General features: G+C 61.9%; 13 protein-coding genes. 4 read left to right on the top strand and 9 right to left on the bottom strand.

Annotation, left to right across the window (positions count from 1 at the left end; genetic code table 11):
* Window positions 1–6 precede the first annotated feature (6 nt).
* The 6 genes from VLU25_15610 to mutL all read right to left on the bottom strand — a co-directional run bounded on the left by VLU25_15610 (window position 7) and on the right by mutL (window position 8456).
* Complete coding sequence (locus VLU25_15610) at window positions 7–267, bottom strand: phosphopantetheine-binding protein (GenBank protein HSR69362.1); 261 nt, start codon at window positions 265–267, stop codon at window positions 7–9.
* On the bottom strand, window positions 246–935 hold the full coding sequence (locus VLU25_15605) for a hypothetical protein (protein HSR69361.1): 690 nt from the start codon (window positions 933–935) through the stop codon (window positions 246–248). The genes VLU25_15610 and VLU25_15605 overlap by 22 nt, the downstream gene beginning before the upstream one ends.
* 77 nt (window positions 936–1012) lie before the next feature.
* Entirely contained in the window at window positions 1013–2422 is a 1410-nt protein-coding gene (locus tag VLU25_15600) for a radical SAM protein (protein HSR69360.1), read from the bottom strand.
* 35 nt (window positions 2423–2457) lie between these two features.
* Window positions 2458–4875, bottom strand: coding sequence for an ABC transporter permease (locus tag VLU25_15595; protein HSR69359.1), 2418 nt, complete (start codon window positions 4873–4875; stop codon window positions 2458–2460).
* Window positions 4872–5981 carry a nucleotidyltransferase domain-containing protein gene (locus tag VLU25_15590; protein HSR69358.1) on the bottom strand — a complete coding sequence of 370 codons (1110 nt, stop codon included), beginning with the start codon at window positions 5979–5981 and terminating at the stop codon, window positions 4872–4874. The genes VLU25_15595 and VLU25_15590 overlap by 4 nt, the downstream gene beginning before the upstream one ends.
* 552 nt (window positions 5982–6533) lie before the next feature.
* Window positions 6534–8456 carry a DNA mismatch repair endonuclease MutL gene (mutL, locus tag VLU25_15585; protein ID HSR69357.1) on the bottom strand — a complete coding sequence of 641 codons (1923 nt, stop codon included), beginning with the start codon at window positions 8454–8456 and terminating at the stop codon, window positions 6534–6536.
* A 447-nt stretch (window positions 8457–8903) separates the two neighbouring features.
* On the opposite strand from mutL, the gene VLU25_15580 reads away from it, so the two are divergent.
* Window positions 8904–9155 (top strand): hypothetical protein, encoded by a 252-nt coding sequence (locus VLU25_15580; protein HSR69356.1) that lies wholly within the window; start codon window positions 8904–8906, stop codon window positions 9153–9155.
* A 3-nt stretch (window positions 9156–9158) separates the two neighbouring features.
* Here VLU25_15580 and VLU25_15575 read toward each other — a convergent pair whose 3' ends face one another.
* From VLU25_15575 to VLU25_15565, 3 genes are all read right to left on the bottom strand, one after another.
* Entirely contained in the window at window positions 9159–9515 is a 357-nt protein-coding gene (locus VLU25_15575; GenBank protein ID HSR69355.1) for an RES domain-containing protein, read from the bottom strand.
* A 92-nt stretch (window positions 9516–9607) separates the two neighbouring features.
* Complete coding sequence (locus VLU25_15570; GenBank protein ID HSR69354.1) at window positions 9608–12121, bottom strand: CehA/McbA family metallohydrolase; 2514 nt, start codon at window positions 12119–12121, stop codon at window positions 9608–9610.
* Between the two features lie 34 nt (window positions 12122–12155).
* A complete protein-coding gene (locus VLU25_15565) occupies window positions 12156–13748 on the bottom strand; it encodes a 5'-nucleotidase C-terminal domain-containing protein (protein ID HSR69353.1) in 1593 nt (530 codons plus the stop codon).
* Window positions 13749–14071: 323 nt separating this feature from the next.
* Between VLU25_15565 and VLU25_15560 the strand changes: the two genes are divergently transcribed.
* The 3 genes from VLU25_15560 to VLU25_15550 all read left to right on the top strand — a co-directional run bounded on the left by VLU25_15560 (window position 14072) and on the right by VLU25_15550 (window position 19960).
* Entirely contained in the window at window positions 14072–15310 is a 1239-nt protein-coding gene (locus VLU25_15560; GenBank protein ID HSR69352.1) for a tetratricopeptide repeat protein, read from the top strand.
* 155 nt (window positions 15311–15465) lie between these two features.
* Window positions 15466–16812, top strand: a complete 1347-nt coding sequence (locus tag VLU25_15555) for an amidohydrolase (GenBank protein HSR69351.1) — start codon at window positions 15466–15468, stop codon at window positions 16810–16812.
* A gap of 409 nt (window positions 16813–17221) precedes the next feature.
* Complete coding sequence (locus VLU25_15550) at window positions 17222–19960, top strand: ABC transporter permease (protein HSR69350.1); 2739 nt, start codon at window positions 17222–17224, stop codon at window positions 19958–19960.
* The last annotated feature ends 94 nt before the right edge of the window (window positions 19961–20054 follow it).

The following is a 20054-nucleotide window of genomic DNA, read 5'->3' as shown; positions in this document are numbered from 1 at the left end:
GCCTCTCTAGGTCGAGGTCTCGACCACCTTTCTCTTGAGCAGGTGCTCGATGCTGCCTATGGTGCGGAAACTGTCGAGCGAGATGTCTTCAAGTTCAAATTCCACTCCCGTCTCGTCTTCCAGCCTGAGGACAAACTCAACCACCGCCTGCGAATCCAATCCGAGCGCGAAAAGGTCGTCGGAGAGGCCGACCTGGTCGCCGATGGAGGGGCGCAGCCGAAGCAGGACCTGACGTATCCGGGGGACTAGCTGATCTGGCTTCGACACGCTTCCCTCCGCGGTTTGAGATCGGCCAGAAGCCTGGAGGCAAGGCGTTCGGCCACCTCCTCGGCGGAACCCCAACTTTCGGGCACGATCCACCAGTCCCTCGCCCGAGCCATCCTCAGGAGCCCTTCGCGCACGGGCGACTGGAAGCGTGTGTAGGCCTCTTCCGGATCACCGCAGAATCCGTCCCAACGGCCCGTTTCAAAGGCGCTGAAGTCCCTCCTGCGTCTCCATGAGGTCGTGGGATCGACATCCAGAAGAATGACCCGCTCCGGTCTTCGCACCTGCTGGAAGAGCGACAGCAGCCAGTCTTCATCGAAGCCCTTGGAAACGAACTTGACGACCAGTCGATAGAACCAGCTCTCGATGATGATCACTCTGTCATCGGAGGCCCCTTTAAAGCGCCGTTCCTCCATCACGGAGAACCAGGCCGCGAGGGCCAGTATCCAGAAGGCGTCTCCAAAGGGATTTTTCTTTTTGCCCAGTACCTCGGAAGGCCACAGGACCTTACGAAACTTCTCCATGTGCCGACGTACGAAGGGGTCTTCAAAATCGGTCGAGGAACGCTGGAAATAAGAGACATCGGGGAGGTTTTTCTCAAGCTTGCGAAAGAGCAAACGGGATACGGTGGTCTTTCCAGCGCCATCGATGCCCTCGAAAGTGATGATCATCTCCTGCTCCTCCTGTAAGTTTTCAATCAGGCTCAGCGATGGTTGTCCTCTTCTCGAGAAGCCGTTGCGGGCCCCGCCTATGCCATCAGCCGCTTGAGTAGGGGCAGGGTCGACGGAGGCTGAAAAGTTCCCGGATAGTCGTCTCTAAGCCGAAGCAGTGCGCGCAGGACGGACTTTCGGAACTTGAACCTTCCCTGCCAGAAGTCGTTGCCGTGAAAGGTGGAGGAGCGGGCCCAATCCGACTGGCTGCGGCCGGTCCACTCCGACTCCGAGTCTTCCACGATCGAATCGTAGATTTCAGTTGACGGAAATGGAGTGAAGAAGTGGTGGAACTGACGGTTGTGCTTCAAGGCACACAGTTGCTCAGCCAACTCCAGCGTCCGTCGGCTGTCTTCTTCCGTCTCGCCCGGAAGGTCATGAATAAAGCTCGTGTAGGAATAGATCCCCTCGGCATCAAGCAGGCGGCAGGCCTGCAGGGTATCGTCAGCTTGCTGGGATTTTCTCAGCCTCTTAAGCATCCGGTCAGACCCGGATTCCGCCCCGATATAGATCTTGCGGATCCCGGCTCGGCGCATGTCGGCCAGATCAAGGTCGCGAGCAATCCGCACGATGTCCCTTGCCCGCATGTCGCAGAGGACGCTCACGCTCTTTTCCCTCTCGAGAAAGAGCCTGACGATCTCGACCACCCTCTTCGGGTGGGTGGAAAAGTTGGGATCCATCATGTTCACGATAGAGGGCTCGAAGCGCTCATTAAGATCTATCAGTTCTTCCACCACGCGCGTCGGCTTCAAGGGTTGCCAGCGGCGCCCGCTGAAGGTGGGCTCGGAACAAAACGTGCAGGCATATGGACACCCGTAGCTGGAGATGTAGGAGAGCTCGAGCCTGTCTCCTTGAATGTACTTTTGGACGTTGAGCAGATCGTAGTTCAACCGAGGCAAGGCGTTCATGTCCGCGATGCGCTCAAGTGGATTAACCCGCAGGGAGTCCTCTTGGCGGTAGGCCAAGTTGCGGACCCCTGACAGTCTGCTCCAGAGCTGTGTTCGGCTGGCTGACTGGGTCAATGCCCGGCAGAGACCCAGCAGAGCATACTCGCCTTGTCCCCTGACGACGTAATCGGCAAGGCCCTCACGCAGAATAGCCTGGTAAGCCAGGGTGGCGTGGTATCCGCCCCAGACTATCGGTACCTCGTTACTGGTCCGTCGCGCAATCTGGCGGGCCTTGAGAACATGCCGTATGGAGGGGCTTGTGAGGCAAGTTACGCCCAGAAGCAGCGACTCGGGAAGAGCGGCTTCTAGCATCGGCTCCCAGTCCCGGTCGACTTGGACGTCGATCAATTCGGTGTCGAAGCCGCGGTCATGGAGGATGGAAGCGAGGGTCAAGATCGAAAGCGGCACGTAGATTTCGCGGTCCTCGACGGTAGCCAGCAGCACGACCTTGCGCCTTCCTGCAACGGGTAATGGATCTATCAAGTTGCCGATCTCAGTCATCCGCGCCTCCTGCCAAAAAGGGACGGAGCGTTGTTTCAGACGCGCCTCAAGGTTTCCGCTGGGTCGACGCGGAGCGCCTGAAGAGCCGGTCGACCGGCAGCCATCAGGCCAATGAGGGAAACCAGCGCCAACACCAAGAGATAGCTGGACAAGTCATTTTGGTGAACACCGAACAACTGTGACTCGATCAGCGCCGATGATCCCAGAGAGAGGACTACGCCGATGCCCATACCCCACCCGATCATCCAGCCTGCCTGCTTGAAGACGCTCTTCAAGATATCCCTCATCCCAGCACCCAAGGCGACTCGAACACCGAACTCCCTGACCCGCTCGCGCAATGCGAAAGCCATGGCGGCATAAATGCCTGAGGCGGCCAGGAATAGTGCCAAGAGAGAAAAAGCGGCCGTCAGGACCATGATTAATCGTGGGCGCCAATTTCTCAGGTCGATGATCTCCTGGATGGTGGAGATGCCATAGGTCGGCATGAGCCGGTCGAGGTTTCCGATAGCCCTTCGTACGGGAGCGATCAAGCCCTTCGGGTCGCTTCTGCAATACACAAGAAAAGACATCGTCGAATAGGGGACTTGAGCGTGGGGCACGTAGATCGTGGGTATTTCCTGGGGAGGATTGTCCGATGAAAGCAGGTTGTCGGCCACGCCCACGATGGTCCTCGCGCCCATGTTGCCGCCCGGCTCGATCACAGCCCCCAGGGTCGGCAACTCCGCCATGTAACGGTCGGCAAAAACCTGGTTGACAAGCGCAACCGGCCGGCTCTCCAAGCTGTCGTGCTCCTCGATAGCCCGCCCCTCAAGGATGGGGGTTGTCAGAACTTCAAAATACCCAGGGGTTATTATCCGGACCAGTGCTTGCGGACTCTCTTCTCGCTGAGGGAGGCCTTGAACGCCTACCGGAGTAAGCCGGCTGGCCCGGTCGGGCGGCACGCGGCTCACTGCCGCCGCTGACTCGACTCCCGGAAGCTGCCGTATCTCCTCCAGAGCGCGGGCGAAGAAGGCCGCCCTCTGCCCGGGCTCGGCATATTTATCTCCCCTCAGACCCGTCCGCATGGTGAGCAAGCCGGAGGGATCGAAACCATAGGAGAGACGGTCTCTGTTAACCGATGTCTGGAACATCAGCACAGCCACGATCCCAAGATTGACGGCGATCGCAACCTCTACGATAACCAAGGCGCCCCGAATCCAGCCGATGCGCCTGCCGCCCATGTATCTCTGAGGGGAGGAACTGGAGATGGAGGGCTTCAACCTCCTGAATACCGAGTTCCCCAGGATAAGTCCGAAGAAGAGCACGGCGGCGGCGATCAGCCCCACCGCGAAAAGGACGGAATTGAAGGTGATTCCGACACGGTCAAGCTGCGGAAGGACTGATCCCTGCGGAATCAAGTTCACCACCGGTCCCTGCCCGAAGAGGGCCAACAGGAATCCGAGTGCGGTTCCCAAGGAGGCCACCAATGTCTTCTCCAACAGGGACCGCCTCAGCAGCCAAGAGGACCGGGCTCCCAGGGCGAGACGAACTGAACTCTCTTCTTCTCGAGAGACAGTCTTTGCAAGAAAGAGGTTGGAAAGATTGCAGAAGGCGATCAGGCATACGCATCCGACAGCGATGAAAAGCAACAGCAACGGAGACCTTGCATCTTGGACGACAATTTCATGGACACTCTCCGCGACTCCGCTCCGCCCCGAAACCGACTCGGGATGGATCCTCTTCAACTCTTCCTCGGCGCGCTCGACTTCGCTGCGTGCATCCTTCAGGTGCAAGCCCGGAAGCAGCCGTCCGAACGCCAGCATGCGCCGGTTGGTACTTAGCAGGGCTGAATCAAATGTCAAGGGAAGCCAGAGTTGAGGCGGGTCGTCTTCGATCGGGCTGCGAAAGCTTCTGGGCATGACGCCAATGATCTCGTAGGGCTGGTAATCAAGCTCCAGGCTCTGCCCGACAACCTCCGGGTCGCCGCCGAAGACGCGTTGCCAGAGTCCATAGCTGAGAAGAACCACCTTCTCGGCCCCGGCTGACTCGTCGTGGGGGCTGAAGGTGCGTCCCAACTCGGCTTCGGCCCCCAGAAGACTGAAGTAGCTTGGGGTGGCCATCCGGACCAGCGGAGATTCGGGCGTTTCCAGGCCGGTTAGACTGAAGGATGCGTTGCGGATGGCGGCTAAGCCCTGCAAGGTCCGGAGTTCGTCCCGCCACTTGACGAAGGCCGCTTCGGAAACCATTCCCCAGTCCTGATCCCACTGTTCGTCGGCTTCCCACAACAAGACCAGACGATCAGCTTCCTGGTAGGGGAGGGGTTGAAGAAGGATGGAGTCCAGTATGGAGAAGACGATGATAGCAGCGCCGGTTGCCACGCCGAGAGTAAGAATCGAAAACAGGCTCAAGGCCGGGTTGCGGGCCAGCGCCCGCACGGCATCTCGGCAATCCCGCAAGATTCCATCAAGAATCATAGCCAGCCTTCTTTCGACGAAAACAAGGCATCGACTTGACCCAATGTTTCCGCCTGGCCTTGTGACATCTGGACCGAAGAGGCCCGCTTCAAGTATTCGGCCTTGCAGCTATGGGCAATGTCCCATAGTTCTTCGACCGCTTGCTCCAACTGAGCGCGGGTGGGAGCACCCAGGCGCTCACGAGTGCCCTTTATGGCCTGGTCGGCCCACTTGGAAGCCTCCTCCGGACTGGGCTGAGCCTTTCTGGCGGCCAGACCTCTGAGGTAGGAATGCATCATGCGGATACAAAAGAACGACGTGTAGATGGCGCCTTCCCAGTCGCCGTCCCTGAGCAGACTGGAAGCGTCCCGGTAGGTTCGGTAAATCGATATCGCATCGCTGTCATGGATCGCTACATCGAAGCTGAGGGCAGGAAGCGAACCCACTCGACAACCTTCCTCGACTGCCCAAGCGGCTGCTTCCGTGGCCCGGCGGGCCTGAGCCTCGTCGGCACAACCCGAAGAGCAGAGGATGCGCAGAACTCTTAGAAGAGAAGCAGGTCCGCATTCAGCCAAGTCACGTGCCAGCCACTTGGGCTTCTGGAATCGGCAAGGGGCAAGAGACAGGGCCACGATGGCGAGAGCAAAGGCGGCAGCCTGCAGGTGCCAGCCCCTTTTCCATGCCTCCAGCGAGGGCTCTCCTCCCTCGTCGCTGAGGGTCTTTTTGGCTATTGTCAGGATTGTCAGCGCTTCGCTCGGATGCAGAATGGCCGACCGCCACTTGGCACGCACGTCTTCAAGATCGCTCCAACGCGACTCCAGCACCATTCCCCGCAAGAATCGACCGCAGTTCCTCAGTTCGCTTCGAGGCAGAATGGGCACTTCAGGCCAATCGTGAAATTCCAGCACCGGGTAGAACTCCAGGCCAATGCGGACACCCTCGCGCTGGAAGATCTCCTGGTCCGGGCTTTCAACGCCATCTGAGAAAACCGCGATATCGAGGTCAGAATCCGCAGACTCTACTCCCAGCGCCACCGATCCCACGAGCATCACCGCCACCACCTCGCTCTGCTGCATTTGGCCGCGGGCGATCGCCTGAGCCAGTTTCAGCTTCCGTTGTCGATCCATGCCGTTCCTGATTCCTAAGAAATAGACTCCTCGACCTGCACGGCGAAGTTGTTGAAATCGAATCTTGGACACGATGAGAGGCCTGCTTCGGCCACCAGAAATTTTGGAGTTCCTGAGGCCAGCAGGCCTCGCTTGCTGTGAACCCTAATCACCATTGATCAGAGCATCGAGAAGGATGCCACCTTCCGGTTGCATAATGACCTCCATTTCTTTGTGGTTGCGTTTGAGTGCTTCATCGAATACAAGACTAGGGTGCAAATGCAAAACCGAGTCTTTGCATTAAATAAAGTACCTTTGGGCGTCGTTTATTTTAGCTGGCGTCATCCGTTTCTGTCAACGGATAACTTAAAACAACCGTTTTTTAAACAAAGAAGCGGTGGAGCTCAGATTTTGCGAGGGGCCGCCGTCCCTTTCCGCCAGACTTCCAGTCTGCGGAAAGACCGAGGTCAACGACAGAACTGCTCGGCAGGGGTGAAGCTAACTCGTGGCCGTGCCTCGCAGAATATAGGAAGGGCTTGACACAAAACGCCGAGGCTCGCTCGCCTGGCCAGCCTAAATGCGGTGGAAGCCGCGGAGGACGTCTTCGACGGTCATACGCAGGACGATGGGGCGGCCGTGGGGGCAGGTGTAGGGGTTTTCGCAGGCGAAAAGCTCGTCCAGAAACCACTGCATCTTTTCCTTGGCTAGAGGAGTGTTGATCTTGATGGCGCTGCGGCAGGAGAGGCTGATGGCGATCTTCTCGCGCAGGCGCTGTACGGCCTGGCCCGAGTCGTCCTTGTCGCGCGTGCCGCTGGAAAGATCGTCGAGGATGCCTTCGATGAGCTCCCCCACGTCGCAGTTCTTGGCCACCTGGGGCAGCCCCTTGACCACGATGGTGTCTTCGCCGAACCAGTCCACCTCGAAGCCGTTGCCGCGCAACTCTTCCAGGACATCTTCCATGACCACTTTCTGCTGGGGGGTGAGGTCGATGGTGATGGGCACCAGCAGGCCTTGTACGGGAACGTCCTGGCCGCTCTGCATCTGACGCAGGGCACGGTCGTAGAGGATGCGCTCGTGGGCCACATGCTGGTCGATGAGCAACACCCCGTCGCGGTCGGCGGCCACGATGAAGCTCTCCACGAACTGTCCCAGCACCACCGGAGCCGAAGAAATGTGAAAGGTCTCGGGAATGTTGGCGGCATGAGGGTCGTCGCCCCGGGGAGGAAGCGGGATGGAGGCGGCATGAGAAGAACCCGAAGCTTGATCCTTGCCCTCATACCCTCCCGAATGCGGGTAGCCGTGCGGGTAGCTGGCGCCGCCGCGCCCGTAGCCAAAGGGGCGCTCCGACTTGAATAGAGGCGAAGAGGCGGTTTGACGATGAAAAAAGCCCTCGATGCTGCGGGCCACGCCGTGACGCCGGGCCTGAGCCGGGTCTTCTCCTTCGGCACGCAACTGATCCGAGGGAATATCGCGGGCCAGGCTCCCCAGTCCGCTGCGGTGCTTGAGCAAGGCCTCTTCGATGGCGTGGAAAACCGCGCTGTGGACTTCGTTGGAATTGCGGAAGCGGATCTCGGTCTTGGCAGGATGCACGTTCACGTCGAGCAGCGACGGGTCGGTCTCCACGAAGAGGATCAGCGCCGGATGGGAAGCGGAAGGAATGAGGTCGCGGTAAGCCTGCCGGATGGCGTGCATGAGCACCTTGTCGCGAACCATGCGGCGGTTGACGTAGAGATACTGGCTGTTGGTGTTGCTCTTCTGCTCGTGAGGCAAGGAAGTGAAGCCGTGGACCCGTATGCCTGACTTCTCGAAATCGACCGAGGTCAAGTTGGCCAGAAACTTCTCTCCCAGCACCTGAAAGACGCGTTCCCGCAGCGACGCCACCGCGGGGGCCTGGAAGATGACCCGGTCGTTGTGACGGAAACGAAAATCCACCTCGGGATAGGCCAGCGCGTAGTAATGCACCTGGCGCGACACGTGGCCCAACTCGGTGCCGGTGGTCTTGAGGAACTTGCGGCGGGCGGGGACGTTGAAAAAGAGATCCTCGACGATCACCTCGGTGCCCGCCGGCCAAGCCAGTTCGCGGACTTCCACCAGCTTGCCGCCCTCGTACTCGATTTCGGTGCCCAAAGGCTCCTGCTCGGATTCCTGGCCTTCCACCGTGCGCAGGCGCAGCCGCGACACGGAGGCGATAGTGGGCAGGGCCTCCCCGCGGAATCCCAGCGTACGTACGGCGTCCAGATCCTCCATGCTGGAGATCTTGCTGGTGGCGTGACGCTCAAAAGCCAGCCGGGCGTCCTCTTCGCTCATCCCCACGCCGTCGTCGCGCACGGCCAGACGCTTGCGGCCGCCGTCAGAGGCCTCTACCGAGATGCTGGTGGAAGAAGCGTCGAGGGCGTTCTCCAGCAGTTCCTTGGCCACCGAAGCCGGACGCTCCACGATTTCTCCGGCGGCGATCTGATGCGCCAGGACTTCAGGCAGAACGTGAATCTTAGCCACGTGGGGATTATAGGCCAGAGCAGTGTCGGGGGACCATGGTCCCCAACTCCCAAGATCCAACTAGCCAAGTTCCAACGGAGAAGCCGTGCTCTTGTAAGTTGGGCTCTTGGCGAGTCGGACCTCGGGCGACGGCCCTTATCGTGCAGTGAATCAGAAGTCTTGAGCCACCCTGTCGCGTTATCCCACGCTTTCAACGTTCGGACCTTTGCCGTCTGAAACCCAGGGTGGCGCCGCCGTCTCGCTAACGCTCGCCGGGGCTGACCCTGGGCTGACGAATCGCTCGCCTTCAGCGAGCCCGGACTTGACTTCTAACACAGTCGCTGGGCTGGCGAATCTGTCCCTGTCAGGGACAAGAACGGAGGGCCCTGGCTCAGAACTTATGACCGGCAGCACTAGCCCAGTTGAGTCGCACGGCCCCAATCTGTCATGCTGGATGGGGAGACAACTATGAAGCTTGGAATATTGCTTGGAACGATCCCGATCGCCTTGGGTGCGGCGGTGTTGGCGATTCGGGAGTTTGAATATGAGACCGACGAACATGAAGTGGAATGGGGCCCCGTGAAGGCCACCACCCAGGCCCGTACTCACGTGACGGTTCCCTCCCCGGCAGCGCTGGGGAGCGCCCTGATCGGCGCCGGCGCAGGCCTCATCCTGGCCTTCTGGCTGCTGGAACAGGCCCGCTCCCGCGGGGAGGAGTGAGCACTATTTGAAAAGGCGTGGATCGAAGGTGAAGGACTCCGCTTCCCCTACTTCCATCCGTAGGCGATCCACATGTCGTGGGTTGATCAGAACGATGTGCTCGGGCGTTACAATCGCCGAGGGGGCGAAGAACAGCGCGCCCTTGCCTTCATCCAGCCAACGATTGCCGAGTTCTTTCAACGCGGAGGGCTGGCAGCTGTAGCGCCAGTTGGCAGGAAGATCCCTCTTCGGCACCTCACGACGCGACACGTGGTCTGGAACCTGGATGGGGATCGAGACGAGGTCGCTGGGCAGGGTGTAATCCCTCCTGAACGACTTCGTCGTGGGCTTCAAAAGGCGCATCCGCCGCCAATACGTCACCTATAAGATTCTCCAGATTCATGTCCTTTTCTGCCATAAGGCAACCAGCACCGCCACTTGGCCATTACTGCAAGCGTATTGCCTTGCGGCCTCTAGCGACGGATCCAAATCGGGGAGGACCAGGCTTGGTGGCCGTCGGCCTGGGTGACGCGGACATAGTAGGAGGTTTCACCCGCGGCAGGCCGGGGGTCGCTGACGGTGAATCGCAGGAGCGAGGTGTCGTCGAGCGGAAGCCGGTCGTGGGACTGAGGCAGGTGATGCCGGTAGAGGACGAAAACGCCCTCTTGGCTGTGGGGATCCTGTTCCACGCGGACGGCGGCGTAGGCATCGATGAGGTTGCGGACGATTTCCACCCGGTCGATCGGGGCCGTGCCCTCCACGCGCACGCTCATCTGGACGGCTTCAGACCTGTCGGACTGATCGATGATGGAACCCATGGGGTGGCCGTCGAGGGTGAACTCCAGCACGATTGCGGCGCCGCTGGTGGCGTAGTTGCGGCGGTTGCGCAGAGCGTCGAAGACCGACTCGCGGCTTAGATCTTCGGCCAGCACCGCCGTCAGTCCGCCTTCGCCGGGAGTCAGATGATGGGTATCTGAGGCCGCCATCACGCCCACATGGCGTCCCAGGCCAAGAGCGTCCTGATATTGGTGTCCGGGAACCTGCCGCCGTCCTTCGCGGGGATTGCCGTAGAACTCGAAGCGCCCGTGCCAGGAAGCGATCTCGAAGTTGGGCTCGAGTTCTTCGTCGTGGTGGGCCGAGGGATTCCAGCGTCCCCAGGTGGCGTTGCCGGTATGGTGCGGCGAAAGCACCGCATCGTGTCCGCGCAGGTGGTCGTAGAGCTCTTCGATGGTGTCGCCCTCGGGACGGTCGGCGCTGAGGGGCGCGATGCCGTCGTCGCGGAAGACGGCCACCCGGTGTCCCGCCGTGACTCCCGCCGTCCACTCCCACCCGCTCAGGGCCACGAAGCGTCCGGGCTGGTCGTAAGAGCGGGACGTGAGCTGGAGTTCGGCATGTTCGGCCGGCTGCAGCAGTCCCATCTCGGCGTGGTCGCTGACCACGGCGAAGTCGAGCTTCATGTCCTGACGCGAGAGCTCCAGAAGCTGATCGGGCCAGGCCGTCTTGCCGTCGCTGAGGACGGAGTGCATGTGGGGGTCGCCGAAGTAGATGCGCCATGGCCCCTGCTCGCATCGGGGAGCGGGGCCGTCGAGTCCGGGCAGGGGAGGTTCGTTCTTGTCAACGGGAACGAGCTCTTCCAGCGGCGCGGGACGCATGGGCGCGGGCAGCTTGGCGGCCCGCACGGCGGGAGGATCGAGAGCCGCGATCAGCACCGAGTTGGCGTTGCCCTTGGTGTTGTAGGCGTCCACGTCGCCTCCGCCCAGTTGCCCCTGACGCTGAGGAGTGGGCAGCAGTTGCCCCTCCCAGGCCAGTTGGAGACGTCCTTCGGCATCGACAAGGGCGGACGGCCACTCATCGCGTCCCGGCGAAAACGCCGTCAAGTTGTACTCAGGCGACCAGCGGCGCCCGTCGTGATAGCGGGCCAGCAGATCGAAGTCGTGGGCGCCGGTAGCGTCGCTTCGCCAGATGATCCAGGCGCCCTGGCCGTGGTGGAAGACACGCGGGTAGTTCTGGGTCTGCTTCCAGTGCCAGTAAGGGTCGACAGCGTCGCGGGGCGTCTTGACGGTCATTCCGAAGCTGACCTGGCCGGGCTGGGCCTGCGGATCGACGCCTGCGGGGGCCAGCCAGCGGCCCTCGCGCAAGACCCTGACGAAGGCATCTCCCGAATGCCGGTCGGTGCGCAAGGCGGCGTCCTGGCGTCCGCGCATGGAGTTGAAGGCCACCCACAACGAGCCGTCCGGCGCGCAGGAGAGCCAGGGGGAATCGTCTATGACAGCCTGCCGCGTCACCGGCTGGACGTCGGCCAGACGAGGCTGGCTCGAGCTATCCACCCGGGCCAGCCACACGTCGTAGTTTCCAGCGGCGGTGGAGTCCCAGGCCAGAAAGGTCTGGCCCGAGGGGCAGGAGGCCAAATGGGGGCGGCGTGCCGTTCCTCCCGGCGGTATCCCGACGGCCGCGGACACCCGATCGCCGCTCAGGTGGCGCAGCTCGACGGTGAATCCGCCCTCGACGGCCTTCTCGTAGGCCATCCACAGACCGCCCCCGGAGGCCTGGGAAAGGACGGGGTGCAGCGCGTCCGAGTCGAGGGCGAGGCGCCGTTCAGCGTCCCATTCGGCGACCGGATCTCCCCGCTTCAGACGGCGCGAATAGAGTCCCCAGCGCCCCTCCCGCCGACCGTGCCATAGCGCCCACAGGACGCCTTGCGCGTCCTGCTGCAACTCGACTCCACTCTCCAGTCCCTGCCCGCCGTCGAGCCGCATGACCGCGCTCCAATCGCCGTCGATGCGCACCCGCGCCAGAATCTCGTCGCGGGGACCGTCCTCATCGATGCGCGTCGAGGTCCAGGCCGCCCACAGACGTCCCGCGGAGTCCAGAGCCAGGGACGGATACTTGGCGTAGCGCTCAGGCCGGGAAAGCTCTTGCGCCTCCCCGAGAGGAGTCTGCGCCGGCAAGCTGACCGACGTCAGGGCGGTCGCCAGCAACCAGGACAAGCATCGATATCCCCGCAAGAAACCTCCAACGATTCTAATCGTCAACCGCCTCAGCAGGGATCAGCCGGCCCATCTGGGGCGGCGGAACCGGTCCTTCATGGGCACGGAAGTAGTCCATGACCACGGCGGCGATGTCTTTTTCGATGTGCTCGGCCCAGGTGCACTCGGTGAAGGTGCTGTAGAGGTCCCCGCCCTCGGCCATGAAGCTGTTGGCGGCCACCCGGTAGCTGCCGTCGGGGTCCATGGGCTGTCCGCCGATGCTGAGTTCAAGCAGGCGCTCACCCATGGGACGCGAGAGGTCGTAGCGTGCGGTCAGCCCCGACACCTGGACCATTCCGCGCAGCAAGGTCAGACCCTGTTCGACGACTTGAGAGACTTGAGTTCCGCTCATCTCCATCACCACCACGGTGTTGAAGAAGGGAAAGGCGTCTTGAACGTCGCCCACCGTGACCTCGCCTTGAGGCAAGTCGTCGCGCAGCCCTCCCGCGTTCATGAAGGCCACGTCGGCGCCGGTTAATTCGCGCAGCACATCGGAGGAGAAGCTGCCCAGCAAGGATTCGGCGTTGTAGCTGCGCACCAGGCGGACCTGCGAACGTCCCACCACGTCGCCGATGACGGGCGCCACCTGCTTCTGGTAGGCCTTCATCTTGCGGTCCATGATGGGATGCGCTTCAAGTTCGTCGCTCCACACCTTGAGCAGTTCGCCCTGGTGCTCGATCACCTGGCCGCTTTCGGTATCCACCCGCAGCCGCAAAAAGCCCAGGCGGGTGCCGTATCCGTAGGTCTGCACGATCAAGGTGCCGGTCTCGGGATGGACGAAGGGCTCTTCGATGCCGCGATGGGCGTGGCCTCCCACGAAGACGTCGATGCCGGGGACCTTTCCGCTCAGCTCGATGTCGGCCTCGAACGTCCTCTGGATTTCAGGATGGGCTTCGGCGTCGGTCTGCATGGGGCCGGTGTGCCCCTGGTGGGCCAGCACCACCATCAGGTCGACGTCCTTCTCGAGTGCTTTCATGGAAGCGGCCACGTGGGGCGCGGGATCTTCAAAGCGCAACTCGGAAACCAGCGACGGCAGCACCACGCTGCGGGCGTCCTGACCGATGATTCCGATCACGCCTACCCTGAAGCCGTCCTTCTCCAGAATGGCATGGGGCGGCGAGAAAGGGATCTCGGTGTCCTCATAGAAGATGTTGGCCCCCAGCACGGGAAAGGCCACGCGAAACATCTGGCGCCTGAAGTTTTGCCACCCGTAGTCGAACTCGTGGTTGCCGATGGCCATGGCGTCGTAGCGGAGAGTGGTCATCATCTCCATCAGCGCTTCGCCGCGGGTGAGCTTGGAGAGCATGCCGGTAAACATGTCGCCGGTATCGAAGAGGAAGACAGGATTGCCCTTGGCAGCCTCCTCGCGCCGGATGCGTTCGACCAGCGTCATGAGCTGGGCCGCTCCGCCCAGATGAGGAGACGGATCGCCTTCCATCCAGTAGGCGGGAATGGGATCGATGGCGCTATGGAAGTCGTTGGTGTAGAGAATGACCACCTCGCGCACGTCCGCACCCCAGGCGGACGGGAGAGACAGTGTCACGAGCAGAAGGCCGAGAGCCCAGCGAAAGGCAACGTGTCTTTTCATATCTGACCATCAGTGTGCAGACTGGAAGGAGGCGGGTCAAGCGCTGCGAAAGAAGTTTCTCCAGCACCTGAAGACGTCTACGAGTGGAATCGCGCTGGAGGGGACCATACTGCCCGAGGGCCGCTGGGCCATCTAGGTGGGCGAGGATCCGGGCATGGTTTCCCGCTCCTATCAGCCGTGGCGCGCGCGGGTTGCGGCTGGCAGGCAACGATTAGGCCCTGAGCGTGCCCTTCAAGCGAAGAATCTTCGAGACAAACAGGCTCAAATGGTATATGATCGGGCCATTCCGTTCCGTCGACAAACGCATTCGCCTGGGGGGCGACATGAGCAAGTTTTTTTGCACAGCGGTCATTATCGCTGCAATCTCTCCCGCACCTCTATGGGCTCAGCAGGGCACGCCGTCCACACCCACCAACCCTACCAGCACGCCGTCCACTTCTCGGCCCAGACCGGAACCGCCAAGGCTGCGCCAGAACCGTCTCCTCCACCTCTCGGGGCAAGTGGTGCTCGATGTGGGGACTCCGCCTCCTGAACCGGTGTTCGTGGATCTGCTGTGCAGCGGACAAGTCATCCGCCAGACCATGACCAAAACGGACGGACGCTTCAATTTCACCCTGGGCGATACCAACCATTTCGATTCGGTCAGCGCCAGCGTGCAAGGAAACGTGCCCGGCGTTAACAACACATCCAGCAGCACTTTCGGGAGGAGTGATGAGGAAGCGCCGCTGCCCGGCGGCATCCGCAGCGCCGGAAACGGCCGCTTCGACATGAACCACTGCTCCATCCGGTTAGCCCCCACTCCCGGATTCAGAGCCAACGACATCTCACTCGGTTTCCGCAGCATTTTCGACAATCCCGAGTTGGGTCTGATCGTCATGCACCGCATGGGCGAAAGGGCCGGCACGCTGGTCAGCATGAACGATCTGCAAGCGCCCAAGAAAGCCCGCAAGGCTTACGAAAAAGGGCATAAGGAACTCTTCCAAAGGAACAAGCCCAACCTCAACAAAGCCGCCAAGAAGTTTGAAGAGGCTCTCAGCCTCTACCCCGAATATGCCGCTGCCTGGCAGCACTTGGGCATCGTGCTGATGCGTCAAGAAAAAGAAGAGGAAGCGCGGGACGCCTTCAATAAATCCAGTGCCGCCGATCCCAATTATCTGCCTCCCTTGCTCTCACTGGCCCGCATCGAACTAGGCAAAGGGGCTTGGAAAGAGGCTTCCGCCATCTGCGAGCGCTTGCTGGAACTCGATTCCTCCCTGCCCGAAAGCCGCTACTATTCGGGTTTGGCCAACTACTATCTGGCACGTTATGATACGGCCTTCGAATCTTTGAACATGCTGAGCGAAGGCGGATACTCCAAGCAATACCCCGCCATCCACTTCATGCTGGGCGACCTGTTCGCCCGCAAGGGTGAGCTGGGCAATGCGGCCTCTGAGTTGCGCATCTACCTGAACAGCGGATCGGCCCCACAGGGCTTGGCCGACCAGGTTGAACAGCAACTGCTGAAATGGGAGCAGCAGGGACTGATCCCCAAGGTTTCCGGCAGCGGCTCCGACGGCAGTTAGAGGCTCTTCCGCCTTGCCGCGCAAGCGAGGGGAGGACCAAAGTGCCGAGAAGAGACCTGTCGGGAATATCTGCACTCACCGCATCGTTGACCATCCTTTTCCTTGTGGCCGCGCCCGCGTCTGGGCAAAGTCTGCAAGGCGCCAAAGAAGCCGTTTTGCTGGAGGCCGAGCGGTTGAGCCCTGAAGTGGCCCGGTTGTCGCAGAGCCTCTGGGACCTGTCCGAAACCGCCCTCAAAGAGGACGATTCAGCCCGGCTCTTGACCGCGGCTTTGCGCGCTGAAGGATTCAGCGTCGAGGAGGGCGTGGCGGGAATGCCCACGGCCTTCGTGGCCCGCTACGGCAGCGGATCGCCGGTCATCGGCGTGCTGGCCGAGTACGACGCCCTGCCCGGCGTAGGCAACGCCGCGGTCCCCCGCCGCCAGCCCCGCCAGGACGGGGTCAGCAGCGGTCAAGGATGCGGCCACAATCTCTTCGGAGCCGCCTCGGTCAGCGGCGCCGTCGCCGTCAAACGGGTGATGGAAAGCCAACAACTGCCCGGCACCATCATCCTTTACGGGACTCCTGCTGAAGAGACCGTGGTGGGCAAGGTGTACATGGCCAAAGCGGGTATCTTCGACGAGGTCGACGCCGTCATCGATTGGCACCCTTCCCTGGAAACCCAAGTCCGCAATCAGCCCGGACGGGCCATGAACAACTTCGAGGTCGAATTCTTCGGACAGGCCGCCCACGGCGCCGCCGACCCCTGGAACGGCCGCAGCGCCCTGGACGCGGTGGAACTGATGAACTACGGCGTAAACCTGATGCGCGAACACGTCAAGCCCACCACCCGCATCCATTACGTAATTCCCAACGGAGGCGAGGCGCCCAACGTGGTGCCCGAGTACGCCAAGGTCTGGTACTACGTGCGCGACATCAACCGCGAGGAAGTCGAAGGCTACTACCAGCGCATCCTCAACATTGCCCAGGGAGCCGCCTTGGGGACGGGCACCACCCATAAGGTCTTCCTCATAACGGGCGTCCACGAGACCCTGCTCAACCGTCCGCTGCAAGAAGCCGTGCAGGCCAACCTGGAGGCGGTCGGGGCCCCCGACTTCAGTGAGGAAGATCAGGAGTTCGCGCGCCAACTGCAGAGCTTTCTCAAGATCGAGGAGAAAGGCCTCAACGATGAAGTCAAGCCGCTGGCACCCGAGGCCGAGCCGCCCAGCGGGGGATCGACCGATGTGGCCGAGGTGAGCTGGATCGCCCCCACGGTAGGTTTCAACGTCACCACCGCCGCCGACGGAATCCCCTGGCACTCCTGGGCCACCAGTGCCTGTCACGGTACCGAGATCGGCGTCAAGGGCGCACAAGTTGCCACCCAAGTGATCGCCCTGACCGGGATCGACCTGCTTCTCGACGCCGAGTTGCTGCAGCGGGCCAAAGAGGCTTTCCAGGAGTCCACCAAGGGCAAGCCCTACCAGTCTCCCATCCCCCAGGATCAGACCGTGCCCTTGCCTCAATAGGGCTTTCAGACTGCGGCCACCAGAGCGAACCGGGATGCGCCGTGCGCCACGCCCTGAAGCAAGGGCAAATCGATGCGTCCCGGCTGGAAAGCTACTACCGCCGCCTTTTGCGTGAGCAGCGCTACCAGGCCAGCCGCCAGGACGAGAGTCTCAAGCTGAAGGAAAGCAGCGGGTCAAGAAGCTGCACAAAAAGTACCGCAAGATCATCGCCCACCGTCGCAAGCGATGACCCTCCATAGCTTCAGCGAAGGAAGGCCGCTCCGAGACTTCGCAGACCTTGTGAACGGGTACGAGCACTTTGTGGACAGTGAACATTTACTTTTCGTAGGCTAGGTGCGTCTTGTAGAGGTGAAGGATGAAAGTTCGACTCAAACATCAACGGCTGAAACGGGTCTTGGAGGAAAGCCGCATGAGCCAGAATCGCTGGGCTCAGAGGCTGGGTTTTTCCAGCGGACATCTCTCTGAGCTGGTCAACGGCAAGCATCCCTACCCCTCAGCCGAGACGCGCCAGGTCTTGCTGCGGGGACTGGATCTCGAGTTCAGGCAGCTTTTTCAGGTCGAGAGCAGCGCTGAAAGCCTGGAGGAGAGCGTCAGCGGCGACGCCCCGCCTTCTAATGACAGGCCGCGCGACACTTCGCTCCTCGACCTGCGCCTGGGCCCCGTCCGACTGCGGCTGGACCGAGTCCGCGACCCCGTAGCCAAGATCGCGCGTCAGGGAGACTCCCTCATGCATTCGATTCTGCAAGACGTCCGATTCGGAATGCGCACGCTGCGCAAAAGCCCTGCTTTCACCGCCGTGGCACTGCTGGCCCTGGCCTTGGGCATCGGGGGCAACACAGCCATTTTCTCGCTGCTTCATGCGGTCATTCTGCGCCCGCTGCCTTTCCCCGACTCCGACCGCCTGGTCATGTTGTGGGAGACCGAGGAAGGCGATCCCAGGGCCTCGGTCTCGGTGCCCAACCTGAAGGACTGGACGGAGTCAGCCGCGGGATTGGAGAGCGCGGCCGCCATCCGCAACACCAATCACACTCTGCGGGGCCAGGGGCCGGCGCTGCGCGTGGAAGCCAGCCGCGTGTCCGGCACCTTTTTCCAGGTGCTGGGGGTTCAACCGCAAGTGGGCCGGCTTTTCCGTCCTGAGGACGATCCGCCTGAGAACCCGCCTCTGCGGACCGTGGTCAGTCACGGATTCTGGCAGACCCACCTGGGAGGCGCCGAGGATCTCGAGCAACTGAGCATCGATTTGGACGGCAAGCGTTATCAGGTGATTGGGGTGCTTCCCCGAGGATTCAACCTTCCCGCGCTGACCTCGGCCGACGTTTATCTTCCCCTCAGTCTGGACGCCGCACTGAATCAGAATCGCGGCAATCACATGTATGGCGCGTTGGCCCGCCTCCACGAAGGAGTCTCGCTGGCCCAAGTCCAGTCCCAGTTGGACGCCGTGGCCGAGTCCATCGAGCAGCGCTTTCCCGACGCCCAAGCCGGACGCGGAGTGCGGGCCGATCCGCTGCAACAGGCCCTGGTCGGAGACGCCCAAGCGCCCTTGCTGGCGCTCAGCATCGCCGTCGGATTCGTGCTGCTGATCGCCTGCGCTAACGTGGCCAATCTGTTGCTGGCCCGCGCCAGCGCACGGCGGCGCGAAATCGCCGTCCGCTCGGCTTTGGGCGCGGGACGACTGCGCCTGATGCGGCAACTCCTGGCCGAGAGCCTGCTGCTGTCGTTGACTGGCGGCCTTCTCGGCATCATGCTGGCCATGGGCGTGCTTACTGTTCTGCGGCCCGCCGCCAACTTGCCCCGCGTAGAGGAAGCCTCCCTCGATCCCTGGGTCCTGCTCTTCAGCCTGCTGGTCAGCCTGCTGGCCGGAGTCCTCTTCGGGCTTGCTCCCGCATGGATCTCGCCGCGTCGGGACGTCCGCGCCGCACTGGTTGAAGGCGGACGCCACCAGGGCGATGCCTCAGGCTCAGGACTGCGTGCAGCGCTGGTGGCTGCCGAAGTGGCTCTGGCCGTCATCCTCCTCCTGGGGGCGGGAATCTTCGTTCGCAGCTTCACCCAACTGACCTCGGTGCAATCCGGGATCGAAACCCAGGGCCGCCTGATCTTCTTCAACTCCTCGCCTTTTAGTGACGATTTTGATAATCATGGCCGCTTGGCCTTTTACCGGCAGATGATTGAGAAGATCGAAGGACTTCCGGGGGTGGAACGAGCCGCCACCGGGCTCATCCTGCCCCTCACCGACGCCCAGGTGGGAACCGGATTGCCCATCAAGGGACGCGAATACAAGCCGGGAGAAGAACCCCAAGCCCGCTACAATTCGGTCAGCCCCGGATACTTCGAAGCGATGGGAATCCCTCTTATTCGCGGGCGCCTTCTCAACCAGGGCGACCGGCTGGGACAGCCGGGCGCCATGGTCATCAACGAGACGGCGGTGCGCCGCTTTTTCCCCGACTCCGACCCGATAGGACAGTTCGTCGAGCCCTCCATCGGACTGGGCGATCCTCAAGAGCCGGACGCTTACCAAATCGTGGGCATCGTGGGCGACGTACGCCAGGCAGGACTTCACCTTGATCCCGAGCCGCAGTATTACGTGTCCTTCGCCCAGCAGACCTGGCCCATGACCGCATTCGTGGTCAAGACCCAACTCCTAAATCCGCTGAGCCTGCGCGAGGCGATCCGCCTGGAGGCCGCCCGCCTCGACCGCGGACAGGCGCTTCACGGATTTGCGGCCATGTCGACGCTGCTTGAGGACAACGTGGCCCAACGCCGTTTCGTCCTGACTCTGCTGGGAGCCTTCGCCGTGGTCGCCCTGCTGCTGGCGGCGGTCGGAATCTACGGCGTCATCTCCTACTCCGTGCAGCGCCGCCTGCCTGAAATCGGCGTCCGCATGGCCCTGGGCGCCCTGCGGGCCGACGTGGTCAAACTGGTCCTGCGCCGAGCTCTCAAACCGGTTGCCGCCGGACTGATCATCGGAGGCCTGGGAGCGCTGCTCCTGGTCCGACTGGTGCAGTCTCAGCTCTACCGGGTGGAAACCGTCGATCCTCTGACCTACCTGGCCGCCACCGCGCTGCTCCTCCTCTCAGCCCTGCTGGCTTGCACCCTCCCAGCCTGGCGCGCCACGAAGGTCGACCCCCTTCGCTCGCTGCGCACGACCTAGTGCTGCCTGTCAAGAAATTCTGAGCCAGGACCACCCTCCGTTTCTTGTCCTGCAACGGACAGATTCGCGGGCCCCTTCCTCCTCCAAAGGCAGG

This window comes from Acidobacteriota bacterium (assembly GCA_035471785.1).
In the GTDB taxonomy this organism is placed as follows: domain Bacteria; phylum Acidobacteriota; class UBA6911; order RPQK01; family DATIPO01; genus JANQFM01.
This window is presented reverse-complemented; position numbering and strand designations above follow the sequence as displayed.